This window comes from Streptomyces sp. NPDC059897, assembly GCF_042730865.1.
Lineage (GTDB): Bacteria > Actinomycetota > Actinomycetes > Streptomycetales > Streptomycetaceae > Streptomyces.
The window spans coordinates 70,221-90,785 of record NZ_JBHWKQ010000002.1 but is presented as its reverse complement, the minus strand read 5'-3'; the positions used below and the strand labels follow the sequence as shown (position 1 = coordinate 90,785).

Genomic DNA, 20,565 nt, shown 5'->3' with positions numbered 1-20,565 from the left:
GCGACCACGTTGCACGCGCGACGCGGGCCCCGGCATAAGCTCCGCACATGGAACAGAGGGAGATCATTCTGCGGGCCATCGGCGTGCTCACCGAGACGCACGAAATGGTGCGCAGGCTCAGCGACGGCGAGGCACTCGACACCGACCTGACGCAGCTGGGGCGGCTCGTGTCGGAGGTGTTCCCGACCATCGAGATCCCATCGGGGGCGACTGCGGAGGAGGCGGCCGAACTGACCATCGCCGCGCTGATGCCGGCGAGCGTGTCGCTCGTGGAGGCGTTCGCGTTCCTCTTCACGCAGCTCGCCAAGATCCACGACGAGGGCCGCATGGACGTCAACTCCAGCGAGCTGCTGCAGGAGATCGCGCTGCGGATGTCCGACCCGGGAGCACAGGAGGACGCGGAGGAGGAGTGAAGGCCTCCGGGCGCCCGCTGGTACGGCGGGCGCCCGGAGCCACCGGTCCTGAACCAGTGAGTCCGTGAAACCTACTTGTTCGGACCCCGGAACCGTCCGAACGCCTTGCCGAGCGTGCCGAACGGCGAGGCGTCCTTGGCGTCCGCGTCCGCCGGGGCGTGCGAAGGGCTCTCCGCGCGCGGCGCCTCCGCCAGCGCGGCCCGCGCCGCTTCGGCCGCCTCCCGGTAGCTGTCCCGGGAGCGGGTCATGGCGTCCAGTGCCTCGGCGTACTTCGTGACCATGTCCTGCGCGTGCGTCAGCTCCTCGTCGGACGTGAGCAGATGCCAGCCGTCGCGCAGCCGGGTGAGGGCCTGCTCCGCCTCGTCGGTCAGCGGCCGCGGGAACGCGGTGAACTCCCGGATCCGGTCGAGCAGTTCCGTCGGCTCGCTGCCGTCGAGGAAGACGCTGCGCACGGTGAAACGGTCCGCCACATAGTCCGGGTGCGGCGGCGTGGTCGGCAGCACGACGGCGCCGCCGCGCGGCATCCCCGCCTTGAAGTCCTTGCGCAGCCCGAAGTCCACGATCTGCGCCTGCTCGGGCGTCGCCCGGTGCTCGATCACGCGGTGCTGCAGGCTCGGCGGCAGGAACCGGGTGAGGGAGCGCTGCCCCTGGGCGTCCGGTGTCATCGCCTCGTGGACGACGACATGCAGGTACCAGCTGGAGCGCGAGCAGTCCTTGAGGAGGCGGCGCAGCGCGTCGTCGTCCTTGGGGAGATGGTTCGGCACCCGCAGGCGCAGCCCCGCCACCGTGTCGTGGTCCCACGGCACCCGCTCGCTGTCCGGCCAGAACATCGGCGCGGGCGAGGGCCAGGACAGCTCCCAGGGCCGCTCCGCCTCCGCGGCGAGGATCCAGGTGACGCCCTCGGAGCCCTTGGCGCGGGCATCCGGGTCGTACGTCGTGAGCTGGCCGCGCACCGTGACGTTGTCGGCGACGCGCCAGCGCGCCTCGAATACCCGGCGGGCGCCGGGGCCGGGACCGGCCTCCGGCTCGCGCGGATGCAGCACCGTGGAGCGCGCCGCGTCCTCGGGATCGAGGTCGAGGAAGTCGTCGAGCACACCCGCCGCCTTGAGGGCGATCAGGTTGCGCCGGACGTCGCGCTCGGGTTCGGGCCCGAGGTGGCGTCCGCGTCCGAGCCACACGGTGTCGGGGACGGGTGTCGGGGTTGAGTTCTTCTTCGCCATGGAGTCGTTCTGTGAGTGATCGGGGCGCGACCAGTATGGGTCCGAGGACGCGCCGTGGCCAGGGCAGGGTGGGCCGGTGTCGGGATTGTCGCGCGTGTGCGCCCGATTCGCCCTCCGTGTACCCCGGCGTGGCGCGTCCGATCCCGTACGCTCGCCGAATGGCCAGGTACTACGACGTGCACCCAGCAAACCCGCAAGCGCGCCTGATCTCCGCGATCGCCGACGGCATCCGCGACAGCGCGCTCGTCGCCTACCCCACGGACTCCTGCTACGCGCTCGGCTGCCGCCTCGGCAACCGGGCGGGGGTCGACCGGATCCGTTCGATCCGGCAGCTCGACGACCGGCACCACTTCACGCTGGTCTGCCAGGACTTCGCCCAGCTGGGCAAGTTCGTCCAGATCGACAACGACGTGTTCCGTGCCATCAAGGCGGCCACGCCCGGCAGTTACACCTTCATCCTGCCCGCGACCCGCGAGGTGCCGCGGCAGCTCCAGCACCCGAAGAAGAAGACCGTGGGTGTGCGCATCCCCGACCACGTGGTGACGCAGGCGCTGCTCGCCGAGCTCGGCGAGCCGCTGCTGTCCAGCACGCTGCTGCTGCCCGGCGAGGAGGAGCCGCTGACACAGGGCTGGGAGATCAAGGAGCTGCTCGACCACCAGGTCGACGCCGTCGTGGACTCCGGCGACTGCGGCACGGTGCCCACCACGGTCATCGACTTCTCCGGCGGCGAGGCCGAGATCGTGCGGCGCGGGGCCGGGGACGCCGAGCGCTTCGAGTAGATCAGCGCGACGTCGTCGTCCCGAGATAGCGGATGTGCGGGCGGGCGCCGGGGCGGGTGACCTCGGCGCGCACCCCGTACACGTCGGCGATCAGCTCCTCGGTCAGGACCTCGCCCGGCTCTCCCGCCGCCACCACCCGGCCCTCGCGCAGCACGACGACCCGCGCGCAGTACGTGGCGGCGAGGTTCAGGTCGTGCAGGGCGACGACGGACGTGATGCCCAGCGTGCCGATCAGGTCGAGGAGTTCGAGCTGGTGCTGGATGTCGAGGTGGTTCGTCGGCTCGTCGAGCAGCAGCTCGCGCGGCTCCTGCGCGAGGGCTCGCGCGATCTGGACGCGCTGGCGTTCGCCGCCGGACAGGGTGTGCCACAGGCGGTGCGCCCGGTCGGCCAGTCCGCTGCGCTCCAGGGCCTCGCGCACGGCCGCCTCGTCCGCCGCCGACGCGGGCTGCCAGGCGCGGCGGTGCGGAACCCGGCCCAGGCGCACGACGTCCGCGACGGTCAACTCGACCTGGGCGTCGGCCTGTTGCTGCACCATGGCGATGCGCCGCGCGGCCTGCCTGCGGCCCACCGAGGCGAGCGGGTCGCCGTCGAGCGTGACGAGGCCCGCGGACGGGGCCAGCACCCCGGCGAGCAGGCGCAGCAGCGTCGACTTGCCCGAGCCGTTGGGGCCGAGGACGCCGGTGACGGTGCCGGGCTCCGGTGTCACGGACACCCCGTCGAGCACCAGCGCGCCGCCCGGCGACCACGACACACGCTCCGCGCGCAGCCCCTGCTGGGAAGGGCTCATCGCACACCCCGCTGCCGGTAGAGCACCAGCACGAACGCCGGCACACCGATCAGCGATGTCACCACACCCACCGGAACCTCCTGCGGTTCGAGCACCGTCCGCGCCACCGTGTCCACCCACACCAGGAACACCGCACCCGCGAGCGCCGTCACCGGCAGCAGCCGGGTGTGCCCCGGACCCACCAGGGCGCGCGCCGCGTGCGGAAGCACCAGGCCGACGAAGCCGATCGCCCCCGCCGCGCTCACCAGCGCCGCCGTGAGCAGCGCCGTCACGCACAGCAGCACGATCCGGGTACGGCCCACCCGGACGCCGAGCGCGGCCGCCGCCTCCGCGCCGAACGCGAACGCGTCGAGGGTGCGCCCGTACGCCAGACACACCACGAGTGCCACGGCGAGCACGGCCAGACACAGCCACACCTCGGTCCAGCCGACGCCGCTGAGCGAGCCGAGCAGCCAGAACAGCACGCCGCGCGTCGTCTCCGCGTCGGCGGAGGTCAGCACGACGAACGAGGTCAGCGCCGAGAACAGCTGCATCGCCGCGACGCCGCACAGCACCACCCGGTCCGTGCTGCCGCCCAGCGTGTGACTCAGCACCAGCACCAGGGCGAACGAACAGACGGCGCCCGCGAACGCGCCGCCGGACACCGAGACGGCGCCCCCGCCGAGGCCGAGCACGACGACGAGCACGGCCCCGGTCGACGCGCCCGACGAGACACCGAGCACGAACGGATCGGCCAGGGGGTTGCGCAGCAGCGCCTGGAGCACCGTGCCGCACACCGCGAGCCCGGCCCCGCACACCGCCGCGAGCAGCGTCCGGGGCAGCCGCAGATTCCATACGATGCCGTCCCGGATCGGCGAGAGGTCCGAGGTCGCCAGGCCGATCCGGTCGCCGACCGCAGCCCACACGTCGCCGACCCGGATCTGCGCGGGACCGATCGTGATCGCGAAGGCCACGGAGGCGCACAGTGCGGCCACGGCCGCCGCCCAGGCGAGCGCGGCGCGCAGGGTGAACCGGGGCGAGGGCGCAGGATGCGCGGCCGTCGCCGGAGGAGCCGCAACCGTGCGAGCAGTGACCGAACGGGCCGTCACCGGGCGAGCCCGAACTGGCGCAGCCCCGCGGCCACCCGCTCCACGCCGTCGACCGTCCGGATCGTCGGGTTCATGGCCTGCCCGCTGAGGCGCACGTACCGCTTCTTCTTCACGGCGGTCATGTGCTTGGTGACTGGATTCGACTCCAGGAACTTGATCTTCTGCGCGGCCGACTCCGCGGACTGTGAGCGGCGCGTCAGATCGCCGATGACCAGGACATCGGGATCGCGGTCCGCGACCGTCTCCCAGTTGACCTGCGGCCACTCCGCGCGCGTGTCGTCGAAGACATTGCGCGCCCCGAGCTCCTTCGTGACGACGCCGGGCGCCCCGCAACAGCCCGCCATGTAGGGCGAGTCGGAGTTGGCGAACCAGTACAGGACGTCGACGCCGTGCGCATCGACACCCGAAGTGGCTCTGCTGACCCGCGACTTGAGCTGCCCGATCAGCTTCTCGCCGCGCTCCTCCACGTCGAAGACGCGCGCCAGATCGCGGATCTCGCCGTACACGACGTCGAGCCCCAGGGCCTTGGTCCGCACCCCGTCCCCGTCGCCGCCGTTGTCCTTGCCCGCGCAGTCGCTGGGGGAGAGGTACGTGGGCACGCCGAGCTCCTCGAACTCCGCGCGCGGCGCCACACCGCCCTTGCCGAGGGTGTACGTGAACGAGGCCGCGGCGAAGTCCGGTTCGGTGCCGAGGACCTTCTCGAACGACGGGTAGCGGTCGGCCAGGCGCGGCACCTTCGCGTTGGCCTTCGCCAGGTTCTTCAGCACCGGGTCGGTCCAGGTGCCGGTGCCGGCCATCCGGTCCTCCAGGCCGAGCGAGAGCATGATCTCGGCGGAGCCCTGGTCGAGGGCGACGGCGCGACGCGGGGTGTGCTCGACCCGCACCTTCTCGCCGCAGTTGTCGAGCGTGACACCACGACCACCGGCGGCGTCGTCCTCGGTGGCGGCGGTCGTACCGCACCCGGTCAGCAGCAGGGTGAGCGCCAACAGCGGGGCGCATCGGCGGAGTTGACGTGCGAACAGCACGGAGGTTCCTTCGCGTCCAGGGCTCATACGCGGAGCCGGCCTACGGTCCGCCCCCACGCCACGCGGCGCTGGAGGCCGCCAGCAGGTCTTCGGACTCGGGGTCGTCCGCGCGAAGCGCCTTCCCAGGCCGATGTGCCGGCCCAGTGGCAGTGGCTCCGCCCGTCACCCTCACCGCTGCGCGTCAGTTCCGGGTTCGCACCGGATTCCCTGACCCGTGTGCGCATAAAAACACACAAAGGTACGACTGGCTCGGCGAAACTATCACGCCGGGTGTCCGCTACGGGGAGGGCGGTGTGAAGACCGCCTCCAGCTGGGGGCGGGTGCCGTCCCGGTGGTGGTCCATGAGCGAGACGAGGCGTTCGTGGTCCCGGACGCGCAGCGCCTCGACCATCTCGGCGTGCTCGTCGACGATCCGCTTCTGCGACAGCGGGTCGTGCAGCAGGTAGGCCCGGTAGCCGTCGCTGAGCTGCCAGACGCGGCGCAGTTCGGCGACGACCAGGTCCAGGCCCGACGCGGTGAACATGCGGAAGTGGAAGTCGGAGTTGAGACGCGCCATGGCGGTGAGGTCGCCACGGGCCGACGCCTCCGCGATCTGCTCGTTCGCGGTGCGCAGTCCCTCCAAGGCGGAGGCCGAGAAGGGCGGCAGCCTGCGCAGCACCTCCGCCTCGAGGACCCGCCGCATCAGATAGGTCTGCTCGAACTCGGCCGCCGTCAGCACCTTCACCCGGTACCCGACGTTGCGGACGTGGTCGAGGACGCCTTCGCTGGCCAGCACCCGCAGCGCCTCGCGGACCGGGGCCCGGCTGACCCCGAGACGCGCCGCCAGTGCCTCCTGCCGCACCGGGCTGCCGGGCGTCAGATCGCGTGCGAACAGCATCGCCCGCAGCTCCTCCACCACCTGGGCCACCGCGCCGGACACCGCGTCCAGCCGGTCCGCCCCCGTCTGAGCCGTCACTGGCGCCTGCCTTCCCGTCGAGGTTGTCGACTCTAACTCCCCTGAAAGCGCAGGGGCATTGACATCATGCCGAACCGTGAGTCAGATTGCATCCAATCTTGCTCGGGTGGTTGTCCGTTTCACCGGCAAACACCCGAAATGAAACCCGCTGACGGGCCCAAGGGGCGCCATCAGGGGCCGATTTCGGAGGAGGATTCGGCGATGACGCCGAAGGTACCGGCAGAATCGGTAGACAATTTGCAGGACGCGGTGGCAGTGGGCGGCGGTGGGTTCCCCGCGGACCGGCCGCTCGACGGCGTCCGCGTCGTCGACATCACCTCGACACTGATGGGCCCGTACTGCACCCTGCTGCTCGCCCAGTGGGGCGCTGACGTCATCAAGGTCGAGCCGCCCGCGGGCGACGTCGTCCGCTACATCGGTGACACCCGGGGCAACGGCATGGGTCCCGCCTTCCTCAACACCAACCGCGGAAAGCGCAGCGTCGCCCTCGATCTCAAGGCCCCCGGCGCGGCGCCCGTCCTCGCCGCCCTGGTCGACTCGGCCGACGTCCTCGTGCACAACCTGCGTCCCGCGGCCGCCCGCCGGCTCGGGCTCACGGCCGAGTCCGCCCTGGAGCGCAACCCGCGCCTCGTCCACTGCGCGTTCCGCGGCTTCGCCGCCGGTGGCCCCGACTCCGACCGGCCCGCCTACGACGACGTCATCCAGGCCGCCGGGGGAGTCGCCGCACTCCAGGGCGGTGAAGGCGGCGCCGAGTACGTGCGGCAGGCGGCGGCCGACAAGACCGTCGGCATCTACGGGGCCGCGGCCGTCCTCGCCGCGCTGCACGGCCGCCAGGCCACGGGCCGAGGCCGCGCCGTCGAGGTCCCGATGCTGGAGACCATGGCCTCGTTCACCCTGCTCGAACAGCAGGGCGGCCGCGTCTTCGACCCGCCCACGGGCCCCACCGGCTACGCCCGCACCAGCTCCCCGCACCGGCGCCCGTGCCGCACCAAGGACGGCCACCTCGCCGTCATGATCTACACCGATGCCCAGTGGCGGGCCTTCTTCGCCGCGATCGGCCGCCCGGCGCTCGCCGACGACCCGCGCTTTCGCACCATCACGGAGCGCACCGAGCACATCGACACCCTCTACTCGATGGTCAACGCCGAGCTGTTGCTGCGCACCACGGCCGAGTGGCAGGCCGAGTTCGACGCCCGCGACATCCCGGCGACCCGCGTGAACACCCTCGACGACCTCTTCACCGACCCGCACCTGAGCGCCACCGGCTTCTTCGAGCGCACCGAACACCCCACGGAGGGCCCGCTGTTGCTCGGCCGGCCGCCGGTGAGGATGACCGAACCCGACGCGGGCGCCTCCCCGCCCGAGGACGAGGGCCCGCTGCGCCCCGCCCCGCACCTCGGCGAACACACCCGCGAGGTCCTCGCCGAACTGGGCCTGCCGGGCGCGGATGCCACCGCCCTCTTCGACACCGGCGTGGCGCGCGAGCCGAGCCCCGCGACCGCCGCCTGAGAACACACACCGACGGAACGGAAGGAACCGCCATGTCCGCGGCCGAAGACCTCCTCTATTCCACCCGCGACCACATCGCCACCATCACGCTCAACCGCCCGCACCGTAAGAACGCCTTCACCCTCCCCATGGCCGACGCCTGGGCCGAGGCCCTGCGCCGCGCCGACGCCGACCCGGACGTCCGCGTCATCGTCGTCACCGGCGCCGGCGACGCCTTCTGCTCCGGCGTCGACCTCGCCGACTTCAAGGGCGAACAGCGCACCCCGATCCAGGAGAAGCGGCTGCTCACCGAGCGGGTGCACCAGGTCGCACGGGCCCTCGACGACCTCGACAAGCCGGTCCTCGCCGCCGTCGCGGGGCCCGCCGTCGGCGCGGGCATGGACATGGCCCTGCTGTGCGACCTGCGCTTCGCGGGACGCTCCGCCCGCTTCTGCGAGGGCTACATCAAGGTCGGCCTGGTCCCCGGCGACGGCGGCTGCTGGCTGCTGCCCCGCGTCGTCGGCCAGGCGGCCGCGCTTCGGCTGCTGTGGACGGGCGACTTCGTCGACGCGGCCGAGGCCGAGCGGCTCGGCATCGTAGAAGACGTCTTCGACGACGCCGACCTCCTCGACGAGGTGTACGCGTTCGCCGCCCGCCTCGTCGCCAAGCCGCCCGCCGCGCTGGCGATGATCAAGCGCGCCGTCCGGCAGGGCGCGAACCACGACCTGCGCACCGCGCTCGACCTGATCTCCTCCCACATGGCCGTGGTGACGTCGATGGACGACTCCCGCGAGGCCTACGACGCGTTCCGTGAGAAGCGCGACGGCACGTACACGGGTTCCTGACCCTTCAAGCCCCGCCGGCGATTGAGGCGCGGGGTCCGGGGCGGAGCCCCGAGACCGATCGCCGGGTGACCGCACCGACCCCTCGACTTCAGGAGACACCACCGCATGTCCCCGACCGACCCACACACCGACCTCCGGTCCGCCGCCCGCTCCCTGACCGCCGAGTGGCGGACGACCGCCCGCTACACCCCTCGCAGCGACGCCTGGCTCCGCTCCTTCGACCGCGACTTCAGCCGCGAACTGGCCGCCCGCGGCATGACCGCCATGACCTGGCCGGTGGAGTACGGCGGCCACGCCCTGCGCAACGTCGACCGGCTCGCCGTCACCGAGGAACTGCTCCGCGCGGGCGCGCCCGTCGCCGCGCACTGGATCGGGGACCGGCAGATCGGGCCCGCGATCCTGCGGCACGGCAGCCCCGCCCTCAAGGAGGAGATCCTGCCGCGGATCGCCGCCACCGACGCGGTCTTCTGCCTCGGCATGAGCGAGCCGGAGGCCGGCTCCGACCTGGCCTCGGTCCGCACCACCGCACGCCGCGTGAAAGGCGGCTGGCGGATCGGCGGCCACAAGATCTGGACCAGCCACGCCCACCACGCCACCCACGCCTATGTGCTGGCCCGCACGACCCCGCGCGAGGACGTGGACCGCAAGCACCAGGGGCTGAGCGAGTTCGTCGTCGACATGGACGCCGACGGGGTCAGTACGGGCGCCATCCCCGACCTGGCGGGCGAACACCACTTCAACGAGGTGCGGTTCGAGGACGTGTTCGTCCCCGAAGGCCGCCTCATCGGCACCGAGGGGGAGGGCTGGCGCCAAGTTGTCGGCCAGCTCTCCTTCGAACGCGGCGGCGCCGAACGCGTCCTGTCCAGCTACCCCGTCCTCGTCGCCCTGCTCGCCGAGGCCGCCGGGACCGGACACGGCATCCCTGACTCTCTCTCCGCGTCCATCGGCTCCCTCACCGCCCGGCTCACCGTCCTGCGCCGGCTGTGCTGGGACGTCGCCTCCGCCATGGACCGCGGGGAGACCCCGGTCCGCGCGGCCGCCGCCCTGAAGTACTTGGGCAACGCCTTCGAGAACGACGTCGTCGAGGCGTTCCGCGAGGCCTCCGCAGGCCTGCCGCCCACCGCCGACAGCGACTTCGGCCAGGCACTGCTCGCCGCCCCGGCGTTCGGCCTGCGCGGCGGCGCGTCCGACGTCCTGCTGTCCCTGATCGCCCGAGAGGAGACCCGCGCATGACCACGCCCACCAGGCCCCGGCGCCGCGAGCCCACCATCACCAGCGAGTACGCCGACGAACTCCGCGAGGTCGTACGGGGACTCACGGCGGACGCGGAGGCCGACGGAGGAGAGGCGAACGGCCCCGCATTGTGGGAGCGCCTCGCCGAACTCGGCATGACACGCCTGGACATCCCCGAGTCGGCGGGCGGCTCGGGCGGCTCCTTCGATGATCTGCTCGCCCTGGCCCACGCGCTCGCCCGGCATGCCGTCACCACCCCGCTCGCCGAGTCCGCCACCGCCGACTGGTGCCTGGCTTCCGGCACCGCCCTCCCCACCGGGACGACCACCCTCGCCCTCCTGCCCGAAGGCAGCACCGGACCGGGCGCCGACGGCACCGTCACCGCGCGACTGCCCGCCGTCCCCTGGGCGTCCGACGCGCACACCCTGCTGCTGATCCCCGCGGCCGGAGCCGCCCAAGCGGGACCGTGGACCGTCGATCTCACGGGTCCCGGCGTCACCCGCCACCCCTCCCGCCCCGCCCTGTGCGACACCCCGTACGCGGCCGTCGACCTTGCCTCCGCGCCCGTCAACGCGCTGCCGCCCGGCGCGCCGTCCCCCGTACACCTCCGCGCCCGCCTCGCCCTGCTCCGCTCGGCCGCCCTGCTCGGCGCGGCCGAGGGCGCCTACGAACTGACCGCCGCGCATGTGACCGAGCGCGAGCAGTTCGGCGCGCCGCTCCTGAAGATCCCGGCCGTCGCAGGCCACCTCGCGACCATGCGCGTACACCTCCTCCAGGCCGAGGCCGCGCTGCACCACGCCCGCGACACGTACCGCGCGAAGGGGAGCGTCGACGAGGACGCCGCCCGGCTGACCGCGGCGGCCGCCACCGTACGGATCACCGCCGCGACCACCGCCACCGAAGTGGCCCGCACCGCCCACCAGTTGCACGGCGCGCTCGGCATCACCGCCGAGTACCCGCTGCACCGGTACACGCGCCGCCTCTGGGCCTGGCGCGACACCCCCACCCCGCAGCACACCGAGGCCGCCGCCCTCGGCCGCCTCGCCGTCGAGGCCGGCGAGCCCGGCCTCTGGGACGTCCTCACCGCCCCCACGCCGCGCTGACCTCCACCCCTGTCCCCGCCCGTCCCCGCTCCCCACTTCCCCAGAGAGGCTCGACGATGAGTCGCCCGGTCAACCCAAGAGCGGTATCCAGCACGGCCGCGCACAAGCGCACCTACGTCCGGAACATCCTGGTCGGCTCGATCGGCAACATGATCGAGTGGTTCGACTGGTTCGTCTACGCCACCTTCGCCGTCTACTTCTCCGGCCGGTTCTTCCCGGCGGACGATCCCACCGCCTCCCTGCTGAACTCCGCGGCGGTCTTCGCCGTCGGTTTCCTCGCCCGGCCGGTCGGCGGCTGGCTGCTGGGCAGGCTCGCGGACCGCAAGGGCCGCAAGACCGGGCTCACCGTCACCGTCGGACTGATGTCGGCCAGTGCCCTGATGATCGCGCTCGCCCCCGACCACGCGACGGCCGGCTACACCGGCGCCGTCGTCCTTGTCGTGGCCCGCCTGCTGCAAGGACTCAGTGTCGGCGGCGAGTACGCGGCCAGCGCCTCCTACCTGACCGAGGTCTCGGCAGGACACCGGCGCGGCCTCGGCGGCAGCTTCCAGTACGTGTCCGTGACGCTGGGCCAGCTGGCAGGCCTGGTGATCCTGATCGTGCTCCAGACCCTGCTCAGCGAGGACCAACTGACCGAGTGGGGCTGGCGGATCCCCTTCGTGATCGGCGCGCTCGGCGCCGTCGCCGTCTTCTATCTGCGCCGCGGCATGCACGAGACCGAGGCGTACGTGAAGGCGGAGGCCGCGGACGTACAGGAGCGGCGCGGCACGATGCGCGAGGTGTGGCGCCAGCGCCGCGCGGCCGTGCTGGTGTTCGCCCTCACGCTCGGCGGCTCCGTCGCCTACTACACGTACACCACCTACCTCAACAGCTACCTGGTCAACAGCGTCGGTCTACCCAAGGAGCAGGCGTCCTGGGTGAGTTTCGCGGCGCTCTGCGTCTTCCTGGTGCTGCTGCCGCTGGGCGGCTACATCTCGGACCGGGTCGGCCGCCGTCCGGTGCTGATCTTCTTCGGCGTCGGGACGACGCTCGGCACCTATCCGATCCTCAGCGGCATGAAGGCGTGGCCGACCTGGGGCGCCGCCCTCGCGCTCTCGGTCCTGGCGCTGACGATCGTCGCCGGCTACTCGTCCGTGAACGCGGTGGTGAAGGCGGAACTGTTCACCACCGAGGTGCGCACCGTGGGCGTCGCCGTCCCCTACAACCTCGCCCAGGCCCTCTTCGGCGGCACCGCCTCCTACGTCGCGCTGGCCTTCGCCGACGGCGGCCACGAGAACTGGTTCTTCCTCTACGTATCCGGCTGCGCCCTGATCTCGCTGATCACGTACGCGCTGATGCCCGAGACCTCGAAGACGTCGCTCGTCGAAGATCCGGAACCGGTGCCCGAGTCGGAGTCTGAGCGGGTCAGCGACCCTCGTTGAGCGCGTCCACCGCCCCCTGCGCGTCCCCGATCGTCGCGTAGTCCACGGCGATGAAGTTGACCGGCCTGCCGCGTTCGCGTTCGCAGCGGTGGGCCCGGTCGAGGACGTAGCGGCGGGCGTTGACCTCGCCCGCGTCGATGCGGCTGCCGCCGTTGTTGGTGATGAAGTGGTTGAGGAGGAACAGCCGTTTGTCGTCGCCGCCGCGGTGCGGGACGCAGCTCATCTGGTCGGGGGAGCGGAAGGTGAAGGGTGTCTCCATGCCGTACCGGTAGAAGTTGCGGTACCAGGAGCCCACGTCGTCCGCCTGCTCGGCGAAGACCACCAGGCGCCGGCCGCTGTCGATCATCTCGCCGAGCGTCGGCCACGGCTTGCCCGGGTCGGCGTCCGGCCGGTGGACCAGCTTGTCCAGCCCGGCCTGCCTGAAGGCCTTGCGGGTGTCCTCGGCGGAGATCGCGTCCTGGACGATCAGGGTGATCACTTCATTGGGGTGGTCCTTCATCCAGTCGCCGAGCTCGCGCAGCGTCGGCACCAGCGGGATCGCCCCCGCCCTGCACACCGAGTGGCACAGCCACAGGCCCTTGCGCGGCGGGTTGACCCGGTTGACCGCGGACCGCACCAGCGCCTGCTGCTCGGCGGTGAACTCGGAGCCGTCGAGACGCCCGGCAATCTCCTCGGGTGTCTCCCAGCGGTAGGTGTCCAGTTGCAGGGCGCGCGCCCCGTGGTCCAACTGCGTGCTGATGTGCGGGTCCTGGAGCGGCCCGATGAAGTGGTCGGCGGTCGTCGACATCGCGTTGTGCATGGTCAGATACGCGACCTCGTCGTAGCGGCGGTCGCACAGCTCGGTGCTGCCCTGGCACTCGCGGGCCGCCGCCGGGGAAGCGGCCAGCGGCATCAGCACCATTCCCGTGACCGCCACGCACGCGGACCCGAACCCCAGGCCGACCGCGCGTCGCGGCGACCCGAGCCGCTCGCGCGCCACCCGCGGCGCCCGTCCCGCGAGCCCGCTCCTCATGAGCAGGCCGACACCGGCGAGCAGAGCGCCCGCGAGTACGGGGACGAGCGCGGCCCACAGTGCGGTGCCGGTGAGGTGGCCCACGGCGGCGCGCTGCACGTCGTCGACGAGGCGGGTCAGGCTCGGCGGCCACGAGTCGGGAGGCGCGACGAGCCGCCCGTCGGTGACCAGGCGTGTCACCCAGGCGGCCAGCGCGGTGAGCACCCCGCCCGCCGCGAGCGGGATGCCGAGCAGGACGAGCCGGTGCCCCGGCTGCGGCGGACCGAGCAGCCACAGCGCGGCCAGGGACAGCAACAGCAGCACCGCCGCGACGACTTCGAGCACCCCGAGTCCGACCGCCGTGTACGGGCGCGCCTCGTGCAGCCCCGACAGGTCGTTGCCGGATGCCTTGAGGGTGTCGGTCAGGTCCCAGGTGCCGCCGTCGGCGAGCCCCCGGAGCTGGGTCGCCGCGCTCTGGACGCGGTCCGTGACGGTGGCAGGGGCGACGGCTGCGAGCGCGGTGCCGACGTCGCCGTCCGCGAGCGCCGTCTCGATCTCCGGGCGCAGCTCCGCGCGCGCCTTCGCCGGTACGAGGGCGAGCAGCGCGTCGGCGACGCGGTCCGCCTGGTCCGGTGTCAGCGGCAGCCGCGGCAGGTTCTCGGGCGCGCGCCCGGCGGCGAGTTCGCGGGCCTCGTCCGCGAGGGTCTCCCGGAACCGGTCGAAGTCCGGCTCGGAGCGGTTCTGGACGCCCGCGACGAGATCGCCGAAGTAGGTGTGCGCGAGGTCGCCGAGGCCCGCGATGACCGGGCGCAGATCGACGACGAGGCCCAGTTCGTCACGGTCGCCGTTGAGATAGCCGACCGTCGCGTCGATCTGCTGCCGGGTCAGGTCGCGCAGCGTGTCCGGCGGCAGGACCAGTTTGAGGTTGGAGGTGATCTGGGCCTCCGGCACGGCGAGCCCGGCCAGCAGGTCGCGGGTGACCGGGGACGCCTTCGGGTCGACCAGGACCTCGTTGTAGAGCCGGTCGTAGGCGTGCTGTTCGTCGAGGACGGCGGCGTGGAAGCCGGGGTCGAGCAGCGTGCCGCGGACGGTGGCCGTGACGCACACGGTCAGCGTGGCGAGCGCGGCCACGACGAGGGCCACCGCGCGGAGCAGCGGATGGAGCGCGACCTTCTCCATGCCGTCGACGGTACCGGTCCGGGGGCCGCCTCAATAGTCGAGCGGGTCCCTGCTGATGGGGCAGGTCATGCAATGGCCGCCGCCGCGCCCGCGGCCGAGTTCGGCGCCGACGATGGTGATGACCTCGACGCCCGCCTTGCGCAGCAGCGTGTTCGTCTGGGTGTTGCGGTCGTAGGTGAAGACGACGCCGGGCTCCAGGGCGACCGCGTTGTTCCCGCTGTCCCACTGCTGGCGCTCGGAGGCGTACACGTCGCCGCCCGTCTCGATGACCTGGAGGTCGCCGATGCCGAGGGCCTTCGCGACGACGTCGGTGAACGCGGCCGAGCCCTCGTCGGTGATGTCCAGGCCCGGCGCCTTGTCGCTCGGGCGCAGCGAGAACGTGTGCACCGCGTCCATGATCTTCGGATACAGCGTCACGATGTCGCGGTCGGCGAAGGTGAAGACGGTGTCCAGGTGCATTGCGGAGCGCAGCTTCGGCATCCCGGCGACGATGACGCGTTCGGCGGCCCCGTTCTCGAACAGGGAGGCCGCGACCTGCGTGATGGCCTGCCGCGAGGTGCGCTCGCTCATGCCCATCAGGACGACGCCCTTGCCGACGGGCATGATGTCGCCGCCCTCGAAGCTCGCCTGCCCCCAGTCCTGTTCGGGATCGCCCCACCACACGGTCGAGCCCGCGAAGTCCGGGTGGAACTCGTAGACCGCCTTCATCAGCAGCGTCTCGTCGTGCCGCGCGGGCCAGTACAGCGGATTGAGGGTGAGACCGCCGTAGAGCCAGCACGTGGTGTCGCGGGTGTAGAGCGTGTTGGGCAGCGGCGGCATCAGGTACTCGCGCACGCCCGCGGTTTCGCGGGCCAGGGAGACGTACGGGGAGCGGTAGTCGTCGGGCAGGTCGGTGGTGGCGAGACCGCCGATGAGGTATTCGGCGAGCTGCCGGTGATCGAGGCCCTCCAGGAACGCGCGGGTGTCGTCGATCAGGCCGAGTCCCACCTGGTTGGCGACGATCTTCCGGTCCAGGAGCCAGGACCTGGCCCCGGGGACCGCCATCGTCTCCGCGAGCAGCTCGTGCAGCTCGACGACCTCGACGCCGCGCCCGCGCAGCTTGTTGACGAAGTCGGCGTGGTCGCGCTGGGCGTTCTCCACCCACATCACGTCGTCGAAGAGCAGATCGTCCGCGTTGGTCGGGGTCAGCCTGCGGTGCGCGAGCCCCGGCGCGCAGACCAGGACCTTGCGCAGCCGGCCCACCTCGGAGTGGACGCCGTACGGGGCGGGAGCGGGGCGGTCGGGCTCGGTCACGGGGTGCCTCCCGGGGAGAGGATGGGACGGGGCGGTCACAGGCTGATCCAGCCGGCGGCCAGGGCGACGATGCCGAGCACCGCGCCAATGACGGAGACCGCGAGGATGACGAACTCACGCGGGGAGAACAGGCGGCGGCCCTGCTCGCGCCGCGCCATCACGAACAGGATGGTGGCGGGGGCGTAGAAGATCAGCGAGACGAGCACGAACTTCAGCCCCGCCGCGTACAGCAGGAACGCCGTGTAGATCACGGCCACCCACGCGATGGTCAGTTCGCGGCTGGAGGTGCGGCCGCCGGTGGTGAGCGGATCGGGACGCATGCCGATCTTCGCGGCGAACCCGGCCGCGAGCAGATACGGGATCAGGGAGAGCGCGCTGGTCAGGTCGAGCGCGAAGTTGAAGGCGTCGTCGGAGAACGCGGTGATCACGAGCACGACCTGGGTCAGGATCGTGGTCATGAGCAGGGCGGGCACCGGCACGTCCGCGGCGTTGGCGCTGCGCAGGAAGCGCGGCATGTCGTCGTCCTTCGCGGCGACGAACAGCACCTCCGCGGCCATCAGCGTCCACGCCAGGTAGGCGCCGAGCACCGACACGATCAGGCCGACGCTGATGAAGACCTTGCCCCAGGTGCCGACCGCGTCCTCCAGAACGCCCGCCATCGACGGCTGGCGCAGCTCGGCGATCTCGCTCATCGGCATGATCCCGTAGGAGACGATCACGACGGAGGCGAAGATGGCGAAGACGCTGAGGAAGCCGAGGATCGTGGCCCTGCCGACGTCCTCGCGGCGCTTGGCGTGCCGCGAGTAGACGCTGGCGCCCTCGACGCCGAGGAAGACGAAGACCGTGGCCAGCATCGTGCCCTTGACCTGGCTGAACAGGGAGCCCGCGTAGTCGGCGCCGCCCCAGTTCTCGGCGAACACGCCCGGGTCGAAGAAGACCAGCGCCAGGATCACGAAGATGACGATCGGCACGACCTTCGCCACGGTCACGATCTTGTTGATCGCCGCGGCCTCCTTCACGCCGCGGCGGATCATCAGGAAGAACGCCCACAGGCCGACCGAGGAGAGGATCACGGCGAGCGCGGTGTCGCCCTCGCCGAGACTCGACCAGATCGTGCCGACCGTCGACATGATCAGCACCCAGTACGTCACGTTGCCGACGCAGGAGCTGGCCCAGTAGCCGAAGGCGGAGAAGAATCCCACGTACTCGCCGAAGCCGGCCTTCGCGTAGGCGTAGACGCCCGCGTCCAGGTCGGGTCTGCGCACGGCGAGGGACTGGAACACGAAGGCGAGCATGAGCATGCCCGTACCGGCGATCGCCCAGGAGATGAGTGCTCCGGCCACCCCGGTCTGCTCGGCGAAGCGCGCGGGGAGGGAGAACACCCCGGCGCCGACCATGGAGCCGATGACCATGGTGGTGAGGGTGAACAGGGCCAGCTTCGCGGGCGGTGGGGAGGTCTGGGAGTCCGTAGAGCCTTGCTGCTCCATCACGTCCCCTTCGGTTGCGGTGCGGGGGAGCTGGGACGCTCGGAGAACAGTTTTCTACCAATACGTTGATGGCTGCACCTTTTCGGCGCCTTGAGGTGTCACGGGCTGTCCATCCCAAATGGCAGATTGTGTGAGTTGTGGGCAGCATGGTGCGAGCCGTCTCAGAAGAAGGACAAGCAGCCATGCACTCCTCATTGACCCCGGTGATCCTTCGCGAGCTGCGCGAGCCGCGCACCTATCCCGCCGTGTCCCTGGCGATGCCCACTCACCGGCGTCGACCGGAGAACAGCCAGGACCCGGTCCGCCTCGGCAACCTCGTCAGCGAGGCGGAACGCCAGTTGGCGGCCGACCCCGCGGTGACCAAGGAACGGCAGGAGGACGTCCTCGCGCAGTTGCGGGAGGCGGTCCAGGAGATCGACCTCGCCCATGCGCGCGACGGCCTCGTCGTCTTCGCCGCGCCGGGCGAACACCAGGCCTGGGCCGTCGACCGCGGCGTCCCCGAGCGGGTCGTGGTCGCCGACACTTTCCTGACCCGCAACCTGGTCGCAGCCGACGCCGCGCGGCGCCCCTACTGGGTGCTGGCCCTGGCCGCCGACCGGATCACCCTGTGGGACGGCCGTGGCGAGCGCGTCACCGAGAACACGGAGCACGGCTTCCCGTTGACCCGCAGCCTCGAGGACCCGGACGCCGAACGCAAGGAGCGCATCGGCGACGTGCCGAGCACCTTCCGCGACGAGCAGGCCCGCCAGTTCTTCCGGGACGCGGACACGGAGCTGAGCGATGTGCTCGGCGAGGAACCGAGGCCGCTCTACGTCACCGGGGAATCTGCCGCGCTGACGCTGTTGACGGAGGTCGGCAGCGCCGCGCAGGGGGCGATCGAGGTGCCGGTCGGCGGCCTCGCGCAGGGCACCCCCGAGGAGGTGGCGCAGGCGGTGGCCCCGGCCCGGGACGAGGCGGCGCGGCTCGCCGTGGCCGAGGCGCTGGACCAGCTGGAGCAGGCGCGCGGAGAGAAGAAGTACGCGGCGGGCGTGGACGAGGTGTGGCAGGAGGCCCAGGACGGGCGGATCCGCCGGCTTGTCGTCGAGGAGAACTACCGGATCACCGTGCGGGCCGGCGAAGGGCATCTGGAACCGGCCGCCGATGACGATCTCGACGCCGTGCACGACATCGTCGACGAGGTCGTCGAATCCGCCCTGGAGACCGGAGCCGAGGTGGTGTTCGTCCCCGACGACACCCTCGCGGACGCCGGGCGCATCGCCGCGGTGCTGAGGTTCTGATGGGCGCGCGGAGGACGGTCGCGCCGCTCGCCTGCGCGCTGGCGGGTGTGCTGGCGCTCGCGGCGTGCGGCTCGGACAGCGAGAAGGACACGGGAGCGAGTGCCAGCGCCTCGGCCAGCTCCCCGGACGCGTCGAGGTTCTCCGGTACGCCGCCCTCGGCGCTGGAGTCGAAGAAGGAGTCGATCAAGGCCTCCGCCTCGGAGGCCGCCGAGTCGGCCTCGGAGCGGGCCGAGAAGTTCGAGGCGTCCGTCTCGGCGAACCTGGAGCGCAAGCGCCAGGAGTTCACCAAGCAGCTGGACAAGGCCGACGGGCAGGGCAACGCGGTGCGCGACGTCGAACTGACCGGCAAGCGCCTCGCGGACACGAAGGGCGTGCGCGCCGTCGTCGTCCACATCACCAACACCACCGACAAGACCGCCTCGTACGCGGTGCAGGTCGACTTCAGCGACTCCGACGGCGAGGTCGTCGAGTCCAAGGTCGTCGGAGCCGAGGACCTGAAGGCGGGGGACAGGGCGCAACCGCTGGCGATCAGCACCAAGCCCCCCGAGCCGCATCTCAAGGCGAGTGTGGCCAAGGCCCAGCGCTACTAGGCGGGCACCGTCTCCTGGGTCGCGGCCGTGGACTCGGCCGCGACCCGGCGCTCGAAGTGGACGCGCAGCCGCAGCGTGCACCAGATGCCGATCACCGAGATCACCATCAGAGCGGCGGCCGGCGGCCAGTACGCGCCGCCGGCCAGGGACGACAGCCACACCGCGGTGACCGGCGCGAAGCCCGCGAAGATCATGTTGCAGACCTGGTAGGAGAGCGAGATGCCGGTGTAGCGCACATGCGGGGCGAAGCCGTCGGCCAGGATCGCCGCCATCGGCCCGTACAGCGCCGACATCACCAGGCGCATCGCCAGCATCATCAGATAGATCAGCACGACGCTGCCGCCGCCGAGCACCATGAACTGCGGGATGGACAGCAGCACGACACCGGCGAGACCCGCCACGACGACCTTGTGCGCGCCCACCTTGTCACCGAGCAGCGCGAGCAGCGGGGTGACCACCAACTCCAGGAACGCCGCCAGCGAGAGGCCGTTGAGCAGCATCGACTCCGACAGGTGCAGCGACTCGGTGCCGTACGAGAGCAGATAGCTGGTCACCACGTAGTAGCCGCCGGTCGCGGTGGCCAGCGCGAAGACCCCGGTCAGGACCGTCCTCCAGTCCTTGTGCAGCACCTCGGCGACGGGCAGCCGGCTCGGTGTCTCCTTCTCGGCCGCGGCGGCGTGGATGTCCTCCATCACCGGCGAGTCCTCCAGCTTGGCGCGCACCACCAGACCGATGACGACGAGGACCGCGGAGGCGAGGAACGGCACGCGCCAGCCCCAACTGTTGAACGCGGACTCGCCGAACAGGTTCATGAGGCTGAACATGCCGGTCGACAGCAACGCGCCCACGGACGAGCCGAGTTGGGCGAACGAGCCGAAGAACGTGGCCTTGCCCTTGGGCGCGTTCTCGACGGCGATGAGCACGGCGCCGCCCCACTCGCCGCCGATCGCGATGCCCTGGATGAGGCGCAGCGTGATCAGCAGGATCGGGGACAGGACGCCGACCTGGTCGTACGTCGGCAGCAGACCGATCGCGAACGAGGCGATACCCATCATCAGCAGCGTGATGACGAGCGTCTTCTTGCGGCCGACGCGGTCACCGATGTGCCCGAAGACGATGCCGCCGAGCGGACGCAGCAGGAAGCCGACGGCGAACGTCGCGAAGGACGAGATCGTCTTCAGGGCCGTCGGCATGTCGGCGGGGAAGAAGACGTCGTTGAACACGATCGCCGCGGCGGTGGCGAAGGCGTAAAAGTCGTACCACTCGATGGAAGTCCCGGAGAGCGCGGCGAACGCGGTCCTGAACGGGCTCTGTGGCGAACGGGCTGACGTGGTGCGGTCCGACAAGGGGACCTCCGGCGGGATGAGTGCGGTCGGGGACGGGGAGTGGGG

General features: G+C 71.5%; 18 protein-coding genes and 1 riboswitch. Of the genes, 9 read left to right on the top strand and 9 right to left on the bottom strand.

Annotated features, from left to right (window positions below):
- Positions 1-47 precede the first annotated feature (47 nt).
- Positions 48-413: a hypothetical protein gene (locus tag ACFV9W_RS03055; protein WP_385755044.1), complete on the top strand. Its 366-nt coding sequence runs from the start codon at positions 48-50 to the stop codon at positions 411-413.
- Positions 414-484: 71 nt separating this feature from the next.
- Here ACFV9W_RS03055 and ACFV9W_RS03050 read toward each other — a convergent pair whose 3' ends face one another.
- Positions 485-1,633: a hypothetical protein gene (locus tag ACFV9W_RS03050; RefSeq protein ID WP_385755042.1), complete on the bottom strand. Its 1,149-nt coding sequence runs from the start codon at positions 1,631-1,633 to the stop codon at positions 485-487.
- Positions 1,634-1,791: 158 nt separating this feature from the next.
- Between ACFV9W_RS03050 and ACFV9W_RS03045 the strand changes: the two genes are divergently transcribed.
- Positions 1,792-2,412, top strand: coding sequence for an L-threonylcarbamoyladenylate synthase (locus ACFV9W_RS03045; RefSeq protein ID WP_385755040.1), 621 nt, complete (start codon positions 1,792-1,794; stop codon positions 2,410-2,412).
- Between the two features lies 1 nt (position 2,413).
- Here ACFV9W_RS03045 and ACFV9W_RS03040 read toward each other — a convergent pair whose 3' ends face one another.
- The 4 genes from ACFV9W_RS03040 to ACFV9W_RS03025 all read right to left on the bottom strand — a co-directional run bounded on the left by ACFV9W_RS03040 (position 2,414) and on the right by ACFV9W_RS03025 (position 6,267).
- Positions 2,414-3,199 carry an ABC transporter ATP-binding protein gene (locus tag ACFV9W_RS03040; protein ID WP_385755038.1) on the bottom strand — a complete coding sequence of 262 codons (786 nt, stop codon included), beginning with the start codon at positions 3,197-3,199 and terminating at the stop codon, positions 2,414-2,416.
- On the bottom strand, positions 3,196-4,287 hold the full coding sequence (locus ACFV9W_RS03035) for a FecCD family ABC transporter permease (RefSeq protein WP_385755036.1): 1,092 nt from the start codon (positions 4,285-4,287) through the stop codon (positions 3,196-3,198). Before ACFV9W_RS03035 ends, ACFV9W_RS03040 begins: the two co-directional genes overlap by 4 nt.
- Positions 4,284-5,339 carry an ABC transporter substrate-binding protein gene (locus tag ACFV9W_RS03030; protein ID WP_385755035.1) on the bottom strand — a complete coding sequence of 352 codons (1,056 nt, stop codon included), beginning with the start codon at positions 5,337-5,339 and terminating at the stop codon, positions 4,284-4,286. The genes ACFV9W_RS03035 and ACFV9W_RS03030 overlap by 4 nt, the downstream gene beginning before the upstream one ends.
- 35 nt (positions 5,340-5,374) lie before the next feature.
- Positions 5,375-5,576, bottom strand: a riboswitch (cobalamin riboswitch).
- A gap of 13 nt (positions 5,577-5,589) precedes the next feature.
- Positions 5,590-6,267: a GntR family transcriptional regulator gene (locus ACFV9W_RS03025; protein WP_385755033.1), complete on the bottom strand. Its 678-nt coding sequence runs from the start codon at positions 6,265-6,267 to the stop codon at positions 5,590-5,592.
- A 201-nt stretch (positions 6,268-6,468) separates the two neighbouring features.
- Between ACFV9W_RS03025 and ACFV9W_RS03020 the strand changes: the two genes are divergently transcribed.
- The 5 genes from ACFV9W_RS03020 (at position 6,469) to ACFV9W_RS03000 (ending at position 12,357) form a co-directional block, all read left to right on the top strand.
- On the top strand, positions 6,469-7,776 hold the full coding sequence (locus tag ACFV9W_RS03020; protein ID WP_385755031.1) for a CaiB/BaiF CoA transferase family protein: 1,308 nt from the start codon (positions 6,469-6,471) through the stop codon (positions 7,774-7,776).
- A gap of 32 nt (positions 7,777-7,808) precedes the next feature.
- Entirely contained in the window at positions 7,809-8,600 is a 792-nt protein-coding gene (locus ACFV9W_RS03015; protein ID WP_385755029.1) for an enoyl-CoA hydratase/isomerase family protein, read from the top strand.
- Positions 8,601-8,705: 105 nt separating this feature from the next.
- Positions 8,706-9,833: an acyl-CoA dehydrogenase family protein gene (locus ACFV9W_RS03010; protein ID WP_385755027.1), complete on the top strand. Its 1,128-nt coding sequence runs from the start codon at positions 8,706-8,708 to the stop codon at positions 9,831-9,833.
- Entirely contained in the window at positions 9,830-10,936 is a 1,107-nt protein-coding gene (locus ACFV9W_RS03005; RefSeq protein WP_385755025.1) for an acyl-CoA dehydrogenase family protein, read from the top strand. The genes ACFV9W_RS03010 and ACFV9W_RS03005 overlap by 4 nt, the downstream gene beginning before the upstream one ends.
- Before the next feature lie 56 nt (positions 10,937-10,992).
- The gene (locus ACFV9W_RS03000; protein ID WP_385755024.1) at positions 10,993-12,357 is read left to right on the top strand and encodes an MFS transporter; all 1,365 of its coding nucleotides are present in this window, start codon (positions 10,993-10,995) and stop codon (positions 12,355-12,357) included.
- Here the strand turns inward: ACFV9W_RS03000 and ACFV9W_RS02995 are convergent.
- Genes ACFV9W_RS02995 through ACFV9W_RS02985 form a run of 3 tightly spaced genes read right to left on the bottom strand, consistent with a single transcriptional unit; the run spans position 12,341 to position 17,307 of the window.
- Entirely contained in the window at positions 12,341-14,527 is a 2,187-nt protein-coding gene (locus tag ACFV9W_RS02995) for a hypothetical protein (protein ID WP_385755022.1), read from the bottom strand. The two genes, ACFV9W_RS03000 and ACFV9W_RS02995, sit on opposite strands and share 17 nt — an antisense overlap.
- A gap of 30 nt (positions 14,528-14,557) precedes the next feature.
- Complete coding sequence (locus tag ACFV9W_RS02990; RefSeq protein WP_385755020.1) at positions 14,558-15,820, bottom strand: arginine deiminase; 1,263 nt, start codon at positions 15,818-15,820, stop codon at positions 14,558-14,560.
- 35 nt (positions 15,821-15,855) lie between these two features.
- A complete protein-coding gene (locus ACFV9W_RS02985) occupies positions 15,856-17,307 on the bottom strand; it encodes a basic amino acid/polyamine antiporter (protein ID WP_385755018.1) in 1,452 nt (483 codons plus the stop codon).
- Positions 17,308-17,489: 182 nt separating this feature from the next.
- On the opposite strand from ACFV9W_RS02985, the gene ACFV9W_RS02980 reads away from it, so the two are divergent.
- Both ACFV9W_RS02980 and ACFV9W_RS02975 read left to right on the top strand, forming a co-directional pair.
- Positions 17,490-18,584, top strand: coding sequence for a chemotaxis protein (locus tag ACFV9W_RS02980; RefSeq protein WP_385755016.1), 1,095 nt, complete (start codon positions 17,490-17,492; stop codon positions 18,582-18,584).
- Positions 18,584-19,174: a hypothetical protein gene (locus tag ACFV9W_RS02975; protein WP_385755014.1), complete on the top strand. Its 591-nt coding sequence runs from the start codon at positions 18,584-18,586 to the stop codon at positions 19,172-19,174. The genes ACFV9W_RS02980 and ACFV9W_RS02975 overlap by 1 nt, the downstream gene beginning before the upstream one ends.
- Here the strand turns inward: ACFV9W_RS02975 and ACFV9W_RS02970 are convergent.
- On the bottom strand, positions 19,171-20,520 hold the full coding sequence (locus ACFV9W_RS02970) for an MFS transporter (protein ID WP_385755012.1): 1,350 nt from the start codon (positions 20,518-20,520) through the stop codon (positions 19,171-19,173). The two genes, ACFV9W_RS02975 and ACFV9W_RS02970, sit on opposite strands and share 4 nt — an antisense overlap.
- Positions 20,521-20,565 lie beyond the last annotated feature (45 nt).

Excerpts from the sequence above, each read along its gene's own strand:
- ACFV9W_RS03055 (WP_385755044.1), top strand. The coding sequence starts at position 48 with ATGGAACAGAGGGAGATCATTCTGCGGGCCATCGGCGTGCTCACCGAG.
- ACFV9W_RS03050 (WP_385755042.1), bottom strand. The coding sequence starts at position 1,633 with ATGGCGAAGAAGAACTCAACCCCGACACCCGTCCCCGACACCGTGTGG.
- ACFV9W_RS03045 (WP_385755040.1), top strand. The coding sequence starts at position 1,792 with ATGGCCAGGTACTACGACGTGCACCCAGCAAACCCGCAAGCGCGCCTG.
- ACFV9W_RS03040 (WP_385755038.1), bottom strand. The coding sequence starts at position 3,199 with ATGAGCCCTTCCCAGCAGGGGCTGCGCGCGGAGCGTGTGTCGTGGTCG.
- ACFV9W_RS03030 (WP_385755035.1), bottom strand. The coding sequence starts at position 5,339 with ATGAGCCCTGGACGCGAAGGAACCTCCGTGCTGTTCGCACGTCAACTC.
- ACFV9W_RS03020 (WP_385755031.1), top strand. The coding sequence starts at position 6,469 with ATGACGCCGAAGGTACCGGCAGAATCGGTAGACAATTTGCAGGACGCG.
- ACFV9W_RS03015 (WP_385755029.1), top strand. The coding sequence starts at position 7,809 with ATGTCCGCGGCCGAAGACCTCCTCTATTCCACCCGCGACCACATCGCC.
- ACFV9W_RS03010 (WP_385755027.1), top strand. The coding sequence starts at position 8,706 with ATGTCCCCGACCGACCCACACACCGACCTCCGGTCCGCCGCCCGCTCC.
- ACFV9W_RS03005 (WP_385755025.1), top strand. The coding sequence starts at position 9,830 with ATGACCACGCCCACCAGGCCCCGGCGCCGCGAGCCCACCATCACCAGC.
- ACFV9W_RS03000 (WP_385755024.1), top strand. The coding sequence starts at position 10,993 with ATGAGTCGCCCGGTCAACCCAAGAGCGGTATCCAGCACGGCCGCGCAC.
- ACFV9W_RS02995 (WP_385755022.1), bottom strand. The coding sequence starts at position 14,527 with ATGGAGAAGGTCGCGCTCCATCCGCTGCTCCGCGCGGTGGCCCTCGTC.
- ACFV9W_RS02985 (WP_385755018.1), bottom strand. The coding sequence starts at position 17,307 with ATGGAGCAGCAAGGCTCTACGGACTCCCAGACCTCCCCACCGCCCGCG.
- ACFV9W_RS02980 (WP_385755016.1), top strand. The coding sequence starts at position 17,490 with ATGCACTCCTCATTGACCCCGGTGATCCTTCGCGAGCTGCGCGAGCCG.
- ACFV9W_RS02975 (WP_385755014.1), top strand. The coding sequence starts at position 18,584 with ATGGGCGCGCGGAGGACGGTCGCGCCGCTCGCCTGCGCGCTGGCGGGT.